This window comes from Pseudomonas sp. ZY71 (assembly GCF_036542145.1).
Lineage (GTDB): Bacteria > Pseudomonadota > Gammaproteobacteria > Pseudomonadales > Pseudomonadaceae > Aquipseudomonas > Aquipseudomonas koreensis_A.
This window is the reverse complement of sequence record NZ_CP144274.1, coordinates 590,572-605,212: the sequence shown is the minus strand read 5'-3', so window position 1 is coordinate 605,212 and position 14,641 is coordinate 590,572. Positions and strand designations below refer to the sequence as shown.

Here is a 14,641-nt window from a genome sequence, read left to right as displayed (position 1 = left end):
GCAAATCACCACTGTGGATCGTGAGTGCCGATTTGCTTGATGATGATTTGCTTGGTGTTGTCATTCACCAGGAAAAAAGTACGGTGTTCATGGGTCACACGCATGTGTGCATGCATGAAGTCCTTGTGCTCGCCAGTAGGCTTGAAGCTTTTGTAGTTGGGATAGTTCTCGTACAGGCCCGTGGGGAAAACCTTGGCTGCCTCTCGGGGATGAGTATTGTGGTTAACAATCTCTGCCTTGTACTCAAGATACTTCTGAAACTGCTTTTTGCCCCGCACCCCCTCATCAAGGTAATTGTGTCCGGCGAAATCCTCAATCACTGTCCAGTTTGCTGGCGGCTCCGCCTGAGCGGCAGCACCTCTCGCCTTGCCTGACTTGGCATATTCCTTTTTGAACGGCATGCCGAACGTCGCGTATTCCTTTTCCACGATCCTGCCCGGCGGCTCGTCAGCCAGTTTCACAAGATACGAGCGCGGCTTCAGTGTTTGCGCGACAGCCTGCCGAACCGCCAGTGCACCCGCAGCAGCCGACGCAATACCCAAGCCCATGCTTACCCAGCCGAGTACTTCGCCTACCCGCGATTGCGGGTCATACGCATAGGCGATCTCGCTGCCAATGGCAGTCACGCCGGAAGCGACGCCCAACCCCATGGCCAACAGGGCTAATGGTGTGGCAGCGCCCAGGGTCACAATACTGGCGACAACCCCGATAAACCCCAGCGCAATCCCCGCAATCGACTGCCAGGAAATATGTCCCGTAGGGTCAATGCGATTGACCGGATCGCCAAGACAGTAGGCGTAGGCATTCAAACCACCCGCACCGAAGGGACTCATGCTGTCGGGGCTGGTGAACCGCATCAGGGTCGGGCTGTAGGCTCGGTAGCCGTTGCCGAGCAGGTACAGACCTGTGATTGCATCCTGTTGCTCGCCGTTGAAACCCGCGAGACTGAACAACCCACCTTCGGCAGGACAATGCCCATAAGGGCTGTAGGCATTGTCTTCCCATTGCTCCTCACGCAACCGGCTGAGCACAGTTTGCTGTTGATCCGCCCCGAAGATCTGGCTGCCGGCGTTAGCCCCGAATTGTTGTTGCCCCAGTATCAATTCGCCGTTGCGCACGACACTGCGCGAATCGTGGCCACGGATTTCGCTGCTGACGGCCGAGTGCTGATAGTAGCGCTGCACATCCCGCATGCGCGGTTGCGACAGCTCGACGATTCGGTCAAAGCCGTCGTAATGGAAACCCCGAACCACTTCGCCTCGTGCGTTGCTCACCTGGGCCAACCGACCGAAGGCGTCATAAGCCAGCATACGCGCCTGATCATCCTTGATCATCCGGCCGTTTTCGTCGTATTCCAGCGTGACCGGCGCGGGATAATCCGTATGGGAGTGTGTCACTCCAATGAGCTGCGCCGGATCTGTTTCGCTGTAACTGAAGGTCGTTAGGTTGACGCCTTGGGGAAAGGTGGTTTGCAGCGTCAGGATGTTGTCCAGCGCGTCAAAGCTAAATAGTTGCTGGACGATCTCCTTGCCGTAGGGATCCCGTGGCCGCTGGCTGCCATCGCAATCGTACTGTTTGAGGCGACCGCGCACGTCGTAAGTGAAACGCTCATCGCGCAGCACCAAAGCGCCGCGCTTCAAAACCTTCTGCGCCAGTTTGCCGGCCACGCTGTAGCTGGAGCTCAAAGTCTGGGTGGGCAAACCGTTGACTTCAAAACTTCGGGTTGTTTCACGCCCTATATCGTCGTAAGCAAGGCGCGTCGTCATCAGGGTTTTGGTCTCACTGTCGCGCGTTTCGATCTTCTCCAGCAGGCCGCGCTTGTCATAGAAATAACCAGCCAGTAGCGCGCCTTGCTTGAATGAAGTTCTACGTCCCCAGTTGTCGTACTCGGTCTGATGCTTTGTACCTAGCACATCCATGTATGTCAGAGGCAGACCGGCGAAAGAATAGGTATGGGAAACTGTCTTGCGTTGCTCGCCATAACGGGTAGTTTCCGACTTCAGACGACCGGACGGAAAATACTCGAAGTGACGCTCACGCCCTTGCTCGATGCAACTCTTGGTTTTTGCGTTCAGGACATCGTAGGTGAGTCGGGTGGTCAATCCATCCTCTTCCCCCTCGATCACGGCTTTGCGCTCAGTCAATAATCCGCCCAGCTCTGGTGCATGGACGAACTCGATCTTCTGACCCGAGGCATCTGTGGAGGACTTGGGCAGGCTGCGACCGGCCTCGTAACTGGCGAGCGACTTGCGTCCCCCCACTGAGATCTCAGTCACACGGTTCAAACCATCGAACCTCTGTTGCCCCAATGGCAAACCCGCCACTCTAATTTCCACGGGCAGCTCATCAGTGCTATGGGCCGCAAACGTGGTTTCCACAGCATTGCCGTCCGGCAGAACACTGCGAACCATGCGGTCGAACACATCATATTCGTAGCGGGTCGTGTTACCGGCCGGATCGGTCTGACTGAGGGTTCGACCCAAGCCGTCATATTCATAAACGGTTTTGCCCAGGCTTTGGTCCTTGAGATCAAACAGCTCGACGCTGTCCGGCTTACCGAAAGCATTGACGGCGGTAACCGTCTTGCCCATGCCCTCCTGCCAGTTTTGCTGCTGGCGGTTGATCGGGTCGAACACGCTGTACTCGATTCGCCCGTCGCCGTGGCGTGTCTCAGTGACCTGCCCCCAATTGTCGTAAGAAAAATCCGTCTTGACCTCTCGCGGAAGGCCTTCCCACCAGTCGCTATGAATAACCTGCGCAGGCCGTCCGGACTGGTCATGAAAGGTGCTGTATACCGTGCGCATCGGGCAGTTGCCCTGCGGATCCGGGTTGTCGCAATCCTTTTCCTGAATCGCCATGATGCGGCCGAGCCCATCGTATTTGGCTATTTGCATACCACCTGACGGGTCTGTCGTGATCATCAGCGCAGGCTTGTTATCTTTGGCCGCCTGATAACTCCAATGAGTAGAGGAGGCGTACGCCGTACCGGGTGCAAGCGTCTTGCGCAGACGGCGGCCAAGCTTGTCGTATTCGTGCTCGATCACGCGATCGTCAGCATCTTGCTCGGAAACTACCAGTCCGCTCAAAGTCGAGAGTATTTGCTGGCTTGAACTGGTTGTGCCGTCAAAACCGTGCACGGTCTTCTTCAGCTCCAGTTTGGTATCGTCGAGCACATAGGAGTACTCGATGCGAGTCTGCTTGGCATTACGGGTCACGCACTGCTGTAGCAACAAGCCGTGCCTGGCAGGATCCTTGGGTGTATTGAGATAAGTCAGGTCAACTTGAGAATGAAGGGTCTCACTTGCGCCAGCCAGTTCGGAAAAGCTCTCCTGGATGGGCACGACATTGGCGTGCGTCGCGCCTTCAAGGGCGGGATGTAGAGCATATCGATAGCGAGTAACGGTAGATGCACCACCCCCAGCCGCTGGTATCACGGTTTTCTGCTTCAGAAAGCGGACGAAGCTCAAAGGATCTTTCGGACAATCGTTTGAGTCGGCGTCTGGGTAGTATTCAAACTGCGTGATTACTCCATTGGCTCCCACTTGCCTGACAAGGTTGCCGGCAGAGTCGAACTCAGTGGTTGATATCTCGGTGCGCTTCTTTTTGGTCGTGCTGTTTTCGTAGCTGAGGATATGCGACTTGGGCATCCTGAACTGCGCGACCTGCTCAGTAAATGGCTTGGTGACGTCACAGTGATATTCGGTAGAAGCCGAAGTTATCGCATCGCCGCATTGGGTCACTTCAGCGACCAATAAATGAAATTTGTTGTAGGTGCGTTCGATGCGAGTATGAACCTTCCCCCCCACAATCAACTGTTCGGTGGAGCTGTACTGATATTTCCCCTGTGCACGGTAGAGTAAGTCAACGTCATCCTTGCTGTTCGTCTCCACGCCATGGCCCAGGTAGTTCCGGTCCGAATAGGTGTAAGTCTTGACTATCTTTTGCTGTGCTTGCTTGGCGAAAATATCATGAGCTATCACGTACGGCAGACTTTGCTCTCCCCCAGGGAGTAAGTGACCTGCGTGTTTATAGCGAATGATTTCCACGGTCCCGAGTGGCGATTCCACACGTTTCACATAGCTGATGCCGTCGATGATTTCGTACTGCAGATCCCAACCACCGCCTATCGGCAAGGCGATTGCGCTGACACGATCATTATTGAACCTCATCGAGAATTCTGCACTTTCCAGCGAGTCAGGGTTCTGGGTCAATGTAAGCTTGCCAGCCGTACGGCTGACATTGAGCAAAACTCTTTTGGCATCCCTTATTTCAACGAGCCTGGGTTGCTCATTGAACAAGGCATACTTCAAAGCGATGCTTGCACCGTTCGCAGCGATAATTCTCGCGGGCACAGCGATCTGGGTGGCGCCAAAAACCTCAAGCTCTTCTCGCCGGCCATCTTTGTAATGAACCACGTACTTCCCGACACCCGTTTTCAGAACCCTGGCGCCCTCCAGTTTCATCTCCTTGAAGAAAAGAGCCTTGGGTGTTTCAGATGCTTTATACGTCTCACCGCTGGCCAGTGTCATGACCTTGCTGCGCAAGTCATAACGACTGATCGCCAGCGACCACCCTGTACCATAGCCGGCATTACGCGTATTAAGAGGGTTGAAGCCCAGAGCAAGATTGAATGACGGACCGTTTAGATCGCTAGAGCGAATGGCGCCGAGGGTCAAAGCCAAGGTGTATATACCTGTGCGGGGATCAACTCCACCCGCCACAAAACCACCGAAATTGAATGCATTGGACCGCACAGACTCAATAGATTGACTATCCATGGATAACTTCCTGTCATTTTCAAAAAAGAACAAAAGCAAGCGTCCCGCTTACTTCACAGCGCACTAACCAAGCCAGAGCAAAACCCGGAAAACATCTGTCAACTTAATATGTACGATCGATTAGCGACATCGGGATTGATACGAATTCGATGCTCGGTACCGTATTCATCAAAAACCTGCAAATCCAGTTGAGCTTTGCGCTCAGGCTTGTTCGGATACTCTTGCGTCAAATGACTTAGTATCGAAATCGTCCCCGGATCCTGCGTCACGGAACGGAATCCTTGTGAAGTGCGCGCGGTGACTTGCGCACCATAAATCGGCCCAATGAACGCAACATAACTTCTCAGTCCTGGCGATACATCGAGGGCATTACCCGATGAGAAGAACTCGGATGCAAACTCGTCGTCATATTTGATGTCGAAACTCGTCCAATCCAGCAGATTGATCTGCCGACCTTCCGCATGCAAAGCGATACTGTGCAATTCGGTCTGTTCAAAAAGACTGGGCAGCTCTAGAACCCGGGTCTTTTTCACCACGAAATTTGCGATTGGATAATGCTTGGGGGCGACTGCTTCCAGCGTGATACTGCTGTCATAGCCATTGCGGCCATTGCTTCGATACCTCACGCCTTGCAATGTAATTTCAGCTGCAACTTGAATCGAGCCTGGACGACTGCTGGTAACCCAAAACTCGAAAATCTGCACACTTTCCGAAGGATCGGATATCCGGTTATCCGGCGCGGGTATTAACGGCACAATGCGGGCCGCACCACCCGACATATCGTGGGCGTAGCGGTTCTCCTGGGTTCCGACACTCCAGTTCCCAGTCAGCGGTGCAGAGGTGTCATAGCTGATCAACTTCAGTGTCTGAAGGGCCGGATGCCCATAGAGCGATACTTCCTCAGCCTGCGAATTTTCTCCCGAAACCAGCACCAACACCCTGACTTGCATACGGCCGTTGGCATAAAGAGCCTTATGACGAATCGTAGAAGCATCAAACTTTACTTCAAATCGCTGAATACTCAAAACTTGCTCAGACATATAAAACCCCTAACAAACCATCTTATCCAGAAGCGCTGCAACGCGCTCGACTCGGTATATTGATACACGCACCAAGCACAAATAAAAGCAGCGCTTTATTTCCCCATGTTATGATTTAAAAAGACAATTCAAACAACACAACAATCGAAACAATTCAACCACCGACCAACAAATCACGCGCCACGTGACGCACCAACTATAAAACCTTCGCATACAAAAAAGCCCACTGCATGAAATCGTATGAAAAACGAAATATGAAGTGGACCCCATTATTAACATTGTTACCAGGCGAAAATTACTACATAAAAAAGCTCAATCTCCATCGCTATCAGATTCCACGCCACTATCAGAAAACTCGGAAAGTTCGTAAACCTCATCAAACACCTGTTCCTGAGCCCTGATAACGATTTCGCTGTCCATGCTAGCGTTTTGCAGATATTCACTGATACGCAGTATTGCCGCATGGCTTAACGGATTACCCCTCAGATCGACATACATGTCTTGCGTATCAGGCACTTCAAAAAACTCATCCCCGATATCAACAATATGGTTATCGCGTAAATCTACGATTTTGAGGCTGCTCAGTCGCTCTAAGCCGGAAGGAATACTGGTCAGTCCCGCGTTACCCAGGTACAACTCTTTCATCTGACGCATGAATCCCACATGAGGAACGACACCCAACGGATTCACGTCAAGCCTTAACAGTGTCAGCGTTTCAATTCTCGAAAGCCCCTCCGCATCGATTTCAGACAGTTGAAGTGAACAGTCTTTCAAGATCAGATGTTGCAAGTCACGCATCTGGAAAATGCCCGGAGCGAATCCATCCATGCGCACCTTTTCAAGAACCAAATAACTCAGGTTGGGGAAACTGTCGAGAAATCTGCCCAATTTCACGCTTGGATTGCGCGCCTCCAGCACCAGCTCCGTCACGTGCTGGAATCTGGCGCTTAATTGCGGCAACTCGTCGGTGAAATCGATAAACGAACTGAAACTTTCATCTCCTGCGTCTTCTGCTGAAAGCATCTTTTGCTGCCAAGCCAACTGCAATTTTTCGCTGAACGTCTGACGCGACTGTAATTGCTCAGCAGATGCCTCGGCACTCCATTCGACTCCCTCTGTTGGATGTGGAGGCACTTCAACGCGCCAAATTTCCAACTCGTGGCGCAGCGTGGAGAATTCATTTTCCAGACGCCTGAGAACTCCAGAGGGATCGTGCTGTAAGCGCTTGTCAATAAACGCAGCCACGTCCTCGTCCGAAATCTCTGGGTAAAGATCACGTACGCGACTTTCGAAAGACTTTGTCGATTCAGGGTTGACGTCGGCTCCGCCGCGTAAAAGTCCCGCTTGGCGGCCTTGCGTTGTAGCAGCCTCGACTGTGAGTGGCAGTGGTGCGAAGTGCAGCACTTCGCTAACCGCTTGGCGCGATGGTGAAGGCTGAGAGCGGATTACTTTTTGCAGCGACCGGCCGCCGTCGTCAGAAATACCGAGCGCTTGACGCTGTACCGGCGACAACAGGGACCAGACTGTCGTATACAGATTGTGCGCCCCTCGTAGTGACTGCGGGCCGCTGCTTGCAACGGTATAGGCATCATCCTGACGAATCAGCAGGTGACAATCCGAGGACCGGGCATCGCCGATAGCCGCAAAGACGTCTGCGTCAATCGCGCCAAGGCGAATCTCGATACGAATATGCTGCGGCCAATCGACGAGATCCCCGATCATATACAGCACTAACCGGTCACTGTCCGGGTTGGCTATCGCCTCCAAATAAATGCCTTCCACGGCCCTTGCCAGGCGAATGTCTCGCAGCGCCACCAGTGCCTCTTTCGCCACTTGCTGAGGCATGCCTAACTGGTTGTGCATATGCAAACGCTCGGCAGCGCTCGTATTGCGCCATATCGCCAGCGCAGCCGTTTTCGGTAGATCTGGAAATATCCGACGCATCCGCAAAGTGTTTTCATCGCAATCGGATTCGAATGCATCGTCCAGATCCTTGAACCGCGTAAACCGATCAGGTGCGCCCCCGAGTCCCTGCATTTGAATATTCTGATCAAGTTCGAATCGCCTGATGGTGTCCTCCAGTAAAAAAGGCACAGGGCGATCATTAATGAGTACATCGCGCAGCACTGATTCATTGACCCCGCTCACTGCCAGCATGTGATCCACCATGGAGTCGGAAAACTGCGTTACGGAACGGCCCACCCGGCGAAAAAGCTGTGCGGTTTGTACTGATATCGAATCAGTGAAGCTGGCAACATCGCTGTCCAGCGGGACCCAGAATCGGCCCTCGCGGTCCGGCTTCAATAGCGGGCCGGAGGGGTTGAGTTCACTGGCCAGCGTCGCGCGAAACAGGCCACTCTTGGCGTCCAGCACCACTTGCACGATCTGGTCATCGGCTACGGCGACATACTGACGCTGCTGCACTACCCAAATGCCTTGCGCATTGATCTCGCCGAAGCTTTTGGGTGTGGGTATCCAGTAATCTGCCAGTGAGGACTTCGCGGCATGCTTCGCGAACTCGCCGATTGCGGAAGACCTCGGGTTCACACTCACCCTGATCGCTGGTGTCACTGCGACCGATTCAGGCTCGAAGGACGGATGCAAGGGTTCCAGGCGATGCGGTTTAGGCGGTTGGGGCATTGCTGAAGCAGCGGAAGGTGGGCGATGAGTGCCCTCGACACTGAAATCGCGGATTTTGGTTGGGGCAGGTGCAGGCTTGACCTTTGGCGGTTTGCCAGTCATGACGAATCATCCTTGAGATGTGGTTGTGTTGGCCCTGCGTAACTGAAGGGCCAACACTCGATATAAGTAAAAGCGCTTCGAGCGCGATTACCTGATAAGTGAACACCACAGCTTATCGCTAGTTGCTATAGCAAAAGGCATATATATCTACTACATCCACCGAAACTGCGTCAGTGAACGTGTTACTTAGCCGCGCTCCAGATATAAATTACGTTCATAGAAGTTCGCGCGAATCGCCAGCTTATGTTCCGTGCCATGTTGGTCAATGGCGCGCAAGTGAAGGACATCGTCGTGTCTGGATTTCGGCAAATTTTCCGAGTACTCGGACAGGGCCTGCACGACGGTCAGTTCTCCATCGCGATCATTGACCCTTACAGAATAACGTTTGCTTTCCCTTGTTATGGCATCAGGAAAAACGTACGCGATCGAATTTCCGTTAAACGGCAAGTACACATCCAGCTCTCTTCTCTCGGGTCGAACAAGAGTGGCCAGCATATAATTGGTTTTAGATTCGTGAAGTTTGTTACCGCCCACAAAGGGCTGATCAACGCCTGCGTCAGCTCCATCTACGAGCCAATCGACCAGTTTGATCTGCTGCCCCTGTGGATACAGCCCCAGATAATAGTTCCAGATACGATTGCCGGGCTGTTCATTGCCGCGCCGGGCCTGATACCAACGGAATTGTTCAACCGCATAGGTCGCAGGTGTTTGTGCTTCGAGCGTTACACTGCTGTCATGAACACTGGAAATCGTTGTTCCGTTAGTGATAATCCTCACCCCGTTCAGCGACAAGCGTGCGCCGATCTGCGTCGTACCAGCGCTCGATGAGGATACCCAGAACGTGCGAACCTGAGGATGGACGCTGTCATTTTCCAGATCATCGTCGTGAACCTCGCCGGCAGTCTGTGAAGGTCGTGCCTCAACGGTAAAACGCCCTTGCACGGTGCTCGCGGCCCAGCCATCGCGTAACGTCTTGCCAGTGTTGTAATGAATCAGTTCGATACTTTCCATTACATCTGCCGGTACGTGAATGGCGTTGCCATTGGCGTCTACCCCGGACACCAGAACTTGCACTTTCAGCTGCATCCGGCCGTTACCGAACAGCGATTTGCTACGAGTACTGTCGCTGGCATCAAACTTGACCTTCATACTGGAAAGGCCTGCAAGAACGGGCAGACTGGTTTGCTGATCGGGTGTAGCGTCCATGCTTTCGCTCATGATCTATTCCTTTGAAGAGTTATATTTAAATATTGACATCAAAAATGTGCCAACAAAAAAACTACAGAACTTTCAAATAAACAGCAAAGCGAAAAATGTAAAAAACATACACTTGCAATATCTTTAGCGGCTTACAGGCTTATCCGGCAAACCACTATCTTCCTGCAACAAGTATCAATGCTCATCGTTATAAACAAACTTGGGCATTTCCCAATGAAATCGAATGGCCAGCAGGCGTAACAAAAAACCGCCGAACAGAGTGATCAGAATGGCTTGCTCGCTTGGCACATTCAGATAAAGACACAGCATGTAGCACCACGCCGCAGCGAACGAGACACTCGCATAAAGTTCGCGCCGAAAAATCAGCGGAATGTCGTTGCAGAAAATATCACGCAAGATGCCGCCGAATACCCCGGTGATCACACCGCTGACCGACGCCACCAGCATGCCGTGGCCCATTTCCAGGGCGGTCATGCAGCCAATCAGGGTGAACGCCACCAGGCCGACGGCGTCGAGCACCAGAAACAGCGAGCGCAAGTGGCGCATCCAGCGCGCGGTGAACACCGTGAACATTGCTGCGGCCGAGGTCAGCACCAGGTATTCCGGATGTTTAACCCAGGTCAGCGGATAATGGCCGAGCAGCACGTCGCGCACCGAACCACCGCCCAAAGCTGTCACGCAGGCGATCAGCACTACGCCAAACCAGTCCATGCCGCGCCGCCCGGCAGAGAGGGCGCCAGTCATGGCTTCGGCGGTAATGGCGATCAGATAGAGCATCAGCAACATGGTGGCGATCCTGGCAGTGAGGCGCGCAGTTTAGCCACTACGCGCCGGCACCAACAGAGAAGACGCTAACATCGCGTCAATTTGAAACCGCCGTCATTGATCAAGGAATGGATAGCCGGAGTCACCACCAGCGTCACGTCGAATCGGTAAACTGCATCCAGAGTAACCACTACAATCTGCAACTCCGAGGTTTCTTGTACAAATGCTTAAAGGCAATTTGTCTCTTTGTATTGTAGAAAAAATGAAATATCAGCCTCGCTCCAGCCTAAAGCTTCGCTCTTTAAAGTTAGTGCGGATAGCCAGTTCATGTTTAGTTCCAAACTGATCCAGAGCAGTGAAACGGAAAATTTCCGATCTGTCGACGGGCGGTTGATTTCGTACGCCTGGGGACAGTGCCTGGACAACCGTCAGTTCTCCGATGCGATCATTGACTTCAACCTCATAGTCCTTTTCATGATAAATATACCTAATGGCCTCTGGCACCACACCGGAAGCCTCGATAAACGGTAACGACAGGTTAAACGTGTGCAGGTCCGGATGGATCAGAACGCCTGCCTGAAACGCTGCTTTCCATCCATCGACTTTATTACCGAAGGCGAATACAACGCTGTCATCAGAACCCTCAGCAATCCACTCCACCAACTTCACTTGTTGTGCATTGGGATATAAGCCGAGATAGTATTTGTAAATACGCTGATTTTTAAACCCGCCCTCATACCAGACGTTCTCCCAACGAAACTGCTCAATCGCATAGGTTACCGGCAGGATGGCTTCAATACTAATACTGCTGTCGTGCCTGCTCGACAGAGTTGTTCCATTACTGCGGATGACTGTGTTATCGAGTTTTATAGAAGCACCGATCTGGACGGTTTCAACATTTTCGCTGGATACCCAGAACGCTCGTACCCGGCGCTGGCCGGAAAGATCCTCGTCTCCATCATCCTCCACAACCGTGGTGGAGTGCGCTACCGCCAGGGTGAAACGGCCCTGTTCCGTGCTGGCTCGCCAACCATTGCGCAAGGTTTTGCCGCTATCGTAGTGAATAAGACGAATACTCTCCATGACCTCGTCGGAAACAGCAACGACATCACCATTGCGATCCACACCAGTCACTACAACCTGCACCTTAACCTGCATGCGCCCATTGGCGTATAGCAGTTTATTTCGACTGGATGCACCCGCGTCAAACTTTACGGCAATACTACCGATACTTTCTGCCGCGCCTGCTTCATGGGATTGATCCTGTGACGCAATATGTTCTTCACTCATAAACTTCTTCCTTGATAGGCATAAACCCGAACCCTCCAAGATTCGAAGTATGGAGCGACAGTAAAACATGCGTCCAGAAAAACCTCTCACGCAAAAGTGTAAATAAAACAATTATTCACAATTTTAGTTCTGAAGAGAAATCCTATTAAAATCAAACTCGCCAACGCATTGCTTTACCGGGCATGACAATAAACAAGCAAGATCAAACACAGCCTGGCGTGGCCGCTCGAAATATTAGCCAAAGGCACAATATATAAATGAGAGGGGTGCAACGATAGAGTTTGTATGACTTCGTTTCGAAAGGTCAGCGGGAGGTCATTGCACAGATGTCGCACGAGATGCAGCGGTCAGCGCAAATACCGCTACATCATTTCGCACTGGCACGACAGAGCGTGTGCCGCACGTTTCAATTGAGGAGCTGCCACGGACTGCGATCTTGAATATTTGCGAATGCACAACAAGCGCAAAAAAAATCCCGGTCGGCGGCAACTCCTGCACAAACACCTTAGAACTTGATGAAATGCTTGCGGTAGTGCTGCAACTCGGCGATCGATTCGCGGATATCGTCCAGCGCCAGGTGCGTGCTGCCCTTCTTGAAGCTGTCGCGCACGTCCGGCGCCCAGCGCGCGGCCAGTTCCTTGAGCGTGGAGACGTCGAGGTTGCGGTAGTGGAAATAGCTTTCCAGCGACTTCATGTGCGTATAAAGGAAGCGGCGATCCTGGCAGATGCTGTTGCCGCAGATCGGCGATTTGCCCTTCGGTACCCATTTTTCCAGGAAGGCGATGGTTTCGGCTTCTGCCTCGGCCATGCTGATGCGGCTGTCGCGCACGCGCTGGGTCAGGCCGGAGTTACCGTGGGTGCGAGTGTTCCACTCGTCCATGCGGGCGAGCACTTCGTCACTGTGGTGAATGGCGATCACCGGGCCTTCGGCCAACGTGTTGAGATCACTGTCGGTGACGATGGTGGCCATCTCGATGATGACGTCGTTTTCCGGATCCAGACCGGTCATTTCCAGGTCGATCCAGATCAGGTTCTGCGGGTTTGGCATATTTCGGCTCCTAGGCAATGCTGCGCAGTTTAGCCTAGGCCGGTGGCCGGGCGTGCTAAACTCGCGGCCGTTTTACCTAATCGCTGCATTCTTCAGACGGAACACCCATGGCCAAACGCCAACTCAATCGTCGTCAAAACTGGCGCATCGAAAAGATTCAGGGCGAGCGCGCCGCACGCGCCGCCAAACGCGAGTCCTCGGCTGTCGAAGCCCTTGAGGGCGGCGATCTGGGCCCGGAACAAACCGGTCTGGTGATCGCCCACTTCGGTGTACAGGTCGAGGTCGAAGCTGTTGACGGTGATCAGGCCGGCCAGGTCTTCCGCTGCCACTTGCGCGCCAACCTGCCCGCGCTGGTAACCGGCGACACCGTCGTCTGGCGTGCCGGCAATCAGGGCATTGGTGTGATCGTCGCGCAACTGCCGCGTACCACCGAACTGTGCCGCCCGGACAGCCGTGGCCAGCTCAAACCGGTAGCCGCCAACGTCGACATGATCGTCATCGTCTTCGCACCGCTGCCCGAGCCTCACGCCAACCTGATCGACCGTTATCTGGTTGCTGCCGAACACGCCGGCATCCGTCCGCTGCTGCTGCTGAACAAGTTCGACCTGATCGACGAGCAGAACGCCCCGGCGCTCAATGCCCTGCTGGCGGTTTATCGCACCCTCGGCTATCCGGTACTGGAAGTGTCGGCGCACCACGGCAACGGCATGGAACAATTGCAACAGCAGCTCGACGGCCGTATCAGCGTGTTCGTCGGCCAGTCCGGCGTCGGTAAGTCGTCGCTGGTCAACAGCCTGCTGCCTGAGGTTGAAACCCGCGTCGGGCCGTTGTCCGAGCTGTCGGGCCAGGGCACGCACACGACGACCACCGCGCGCCTGTTCCACTTCCCCGGCGGCGGCGAACTGATCGACTCCCCGGGTATCCGTGAATTCGGCCTGGGCCACGTCAGCCGCGCTGACGTCGAGGCAGGTTTCATCGAGCTCAATGACCTGCTTGGCACCTGCCGCTTCCGCGACTGCAAGCACGACCGTGAACCGGGTTGTGCACTGCTCAAGGCGCTGGAAGATGGCCGCGTGCAGCAGCAGCGGATGAACAGCTACCGCTCGATCATCGCTAGCCTGCCGGAAAACGGCTACTAAACATCTGCACCGGCAGCACCTCGCCCGAGGGCTGCCGGATGTCGGACCGCGACTGACAAACCCCCGACTCCGCTAAACGTCAGACTTTTCTGGCAGACCCGCACACGCCTGCTTGCAGGACATTTCTCTTTAACCGCCCAACCCTTGTAGGCAAGCTCCAGATGCCTAGATTGGGGTCCTCCTTCGCACCTTCGCGACCTTCGAGGAACCCCATGCAGACCTATCACCTGTTCATCAGCCACTCGTGGAACTACTCCCACGCCCACGACAATCTGGTCCGTCTGCTCGGCGCGCAACCGGATTTCAGTTTCAAGAATTTTTCCGTGCCGCCACATAACCCGATCATGGGCGCGCAGACCGACAGGCAGCTCGAAGAAGCCATCGAGAACAAGATCCGTCCTTGCTCGGCGGTGCTGATCATGGCTGGCATGTACTCGACTTACAGCAAGTGGATCAACAAGGAAATCGAGATCGCCAAGCGTATGGGCAAGGTGATCATCGCGATCAAACCATTCGGCGCCGAGCGTATTTCCACGGTCGTTCGCAACGCCGCGAACGCCGAATGCGCATGGAACACCAACAGCATCGTTAGCGCGATTCGCTTGCATACGGCGGTGTAAC

At 53.8% G+C, this 14,641-nt stretch carries 9 protein-coding genes; 2 read left to right on the top strand and 7 right to left on the bottom strand.

The window, feature by feature from the left end; translation table 11 throughout:
• Positions 1-5: 5 nt before the first annotated feature.
• From VY732_RS02595 to orn, 7 genes are all read right to left on the bottom strand, one after another.
• A complete protein-coding gene (locus tag VY732_RS02595) occupies positions 6-4,778 on the bottom strand; it encodes an RHS repeat domain-containing protein (protein WP_331693726.1) in 4,773 nt (1,590 codons plus the stop codon).
• 98 nt (positions 4,779-4,876) lie between these two features.
• Positions 4,877-5,818 (bottom strand): hypothetical protein, encoded by a 942-nt coding sequence (locus VY732_RS02590; RefSeq protein WP_331693724.1) that lies wholly within the window; start codon positions 5,816-5,818, stop codon positions 4,877-4,879.
• Between the two features lie 312 nt (positions 5,819-6,130).
• A complete protein-coding gene (locus VY732_RS02585; RefSeq protein WP_331693723.1) occupies positions 6,131-8,560 on the bottom strand; it encodes a hypothetical protein in 2,430 nt (809 codons plus the stop codon).
• Between the two features lie 186 nt (positions 8,561-8,746).
• Positions 8,747-9,778: a hypothetical protein gene (locus VY732_RS02580; RefSeq protein ID WP_331693721.1), complete on the bottom strand. Its 1,032-nt coding sequence runs from the start codon at positions 9,776-9,778 to the stop codon at positions 8,747-8,749.
• Positions 9,779-9,952: 174 nt separating this feature from the next.
• The gene (locus VY732_RS02575) at positions 9,953-10,564 is read right to left on the bottom strand and encodes a trimeric intracellular cation channel family protein (protein WP_077570612.1); all 612 of its coding nucleotides are present in this window, start codon (positions 10,562-10,564) and stop codon (positions 9,953-9,955) included.
• 249 nt (positions 10,565-10,813) lie between these two features.
• Positions 10,814-11,833: a hypothetical protein gene (locus VY732_RS02570; protein WP_331693720.1), complete on the bottom strand. Its 1,020-nt coding sequence runs from the start codon at positions 11,831-11,833 to the stop codon at positions 10,814-10,816.
• Positions 11,834-12,338: 505 nt separating this feature from the next.
• Positions 12,339-12,881 (bottom strand): oligoribonuclease, encoded by a 543-nt coding sequence (orn, locus tag VY732_RS02565; protein WP_077570608.1) that lies wholly within the window; start codon positions 12,879-12,881, stop codon positions 12,339-12,341.
• Between the two features lie 107 nt (positions 12,882-12,988).
• On the opposite strand from orn, the gene rsgA reads away from it, so the two are divergent.
• Positions 12,989-14,020, top strand: coding sequence for a small ribosomal subunit biogenesis GTPase RsgA (rsgA, locus tag VY732_RS02560; protein WP_331693719.1), 1,032 nt, complete (start codon positions 12,989-12,991; stop codon positions 14,018-14,020).
• Positions 14,021-14,232: 212 nt separating this feature from the next.
• On the top strand, positions 14,233-14,640 hold the full coding sequence (locus VY732_RS02555) for a TIR domain-containing protein (RefSeq protein WP_116031963.1): 408 nt from the start codon (positions 14,233-14,235) through the stop codon (positions 14,638-14,640).
• Position 14,641: the final 1 nt, after the last annotated feature.

Bases quoted from the DNA above. Each gene is read 5' to 3' on its own strand.
- VY732_RS02595 (WP_331693726.1), bottom strand. From the start codon at position 4,778: ATGGATAGTCAATCTATTGAGTCTGTGCGGTCCAATGCATTCAATTTC.
- VY732_RS02590 (WP_331693724.1), bottom strand. From the start codon at position 5,818: ATGTCTGAGCAAGTTTTGAGTATTCAGCGATTTGAAGTAAAGTTTGAT.
- VY732_RS02585 (WP_331693723.1), bottom strand. From the start codon at position 8,560: ATGACTGGCAAACCGCCAAAGGTCAAGCCTGCACCTGCCCCAACCAAA.
- VY732_RS02580 (WP_331693721.1), bottom strand. From the start codon at position 9,778: ATGAGCGAAAGCATGGACGCTACACCCGATCAGCAAACCAGTCTGCCC.
- VY732_RS02575 (WP_077570612.1), bottom strand. From the start codon at position 10,564: ATGTTGCTGATGCTCTATCTGATCGCCATTACCGCCGAAGCCATGACT.
- VY732_RS02570 (WP_331693720.1), bottom strand. From the start codon at position 11,833: ATGAGTGAAGAACATATTGCGTCACAGGATCAATCCCATGAAGCAGGC.
- orn (WP_077570608.1), bottom strand. From the start codon at position 12,881: ATGCCAAACCCGCAGAACCTGATCTGGATCGACCTGGAAATGACCGGT.
- rsgA (WP_331693719.1), top strand. From the start codon at position 12,989: ATGGCCAAACGCCAACTCAATCGTCGTCAAAACTGGCGCATCGAAAAG.
- VY732_RS02555 (WP_116031963.1), top strand. From the start codon at position 14,233: ATGCAGACCTATCACCTGTTCATCAGCCACTCGTGGAACTACTCCCAC.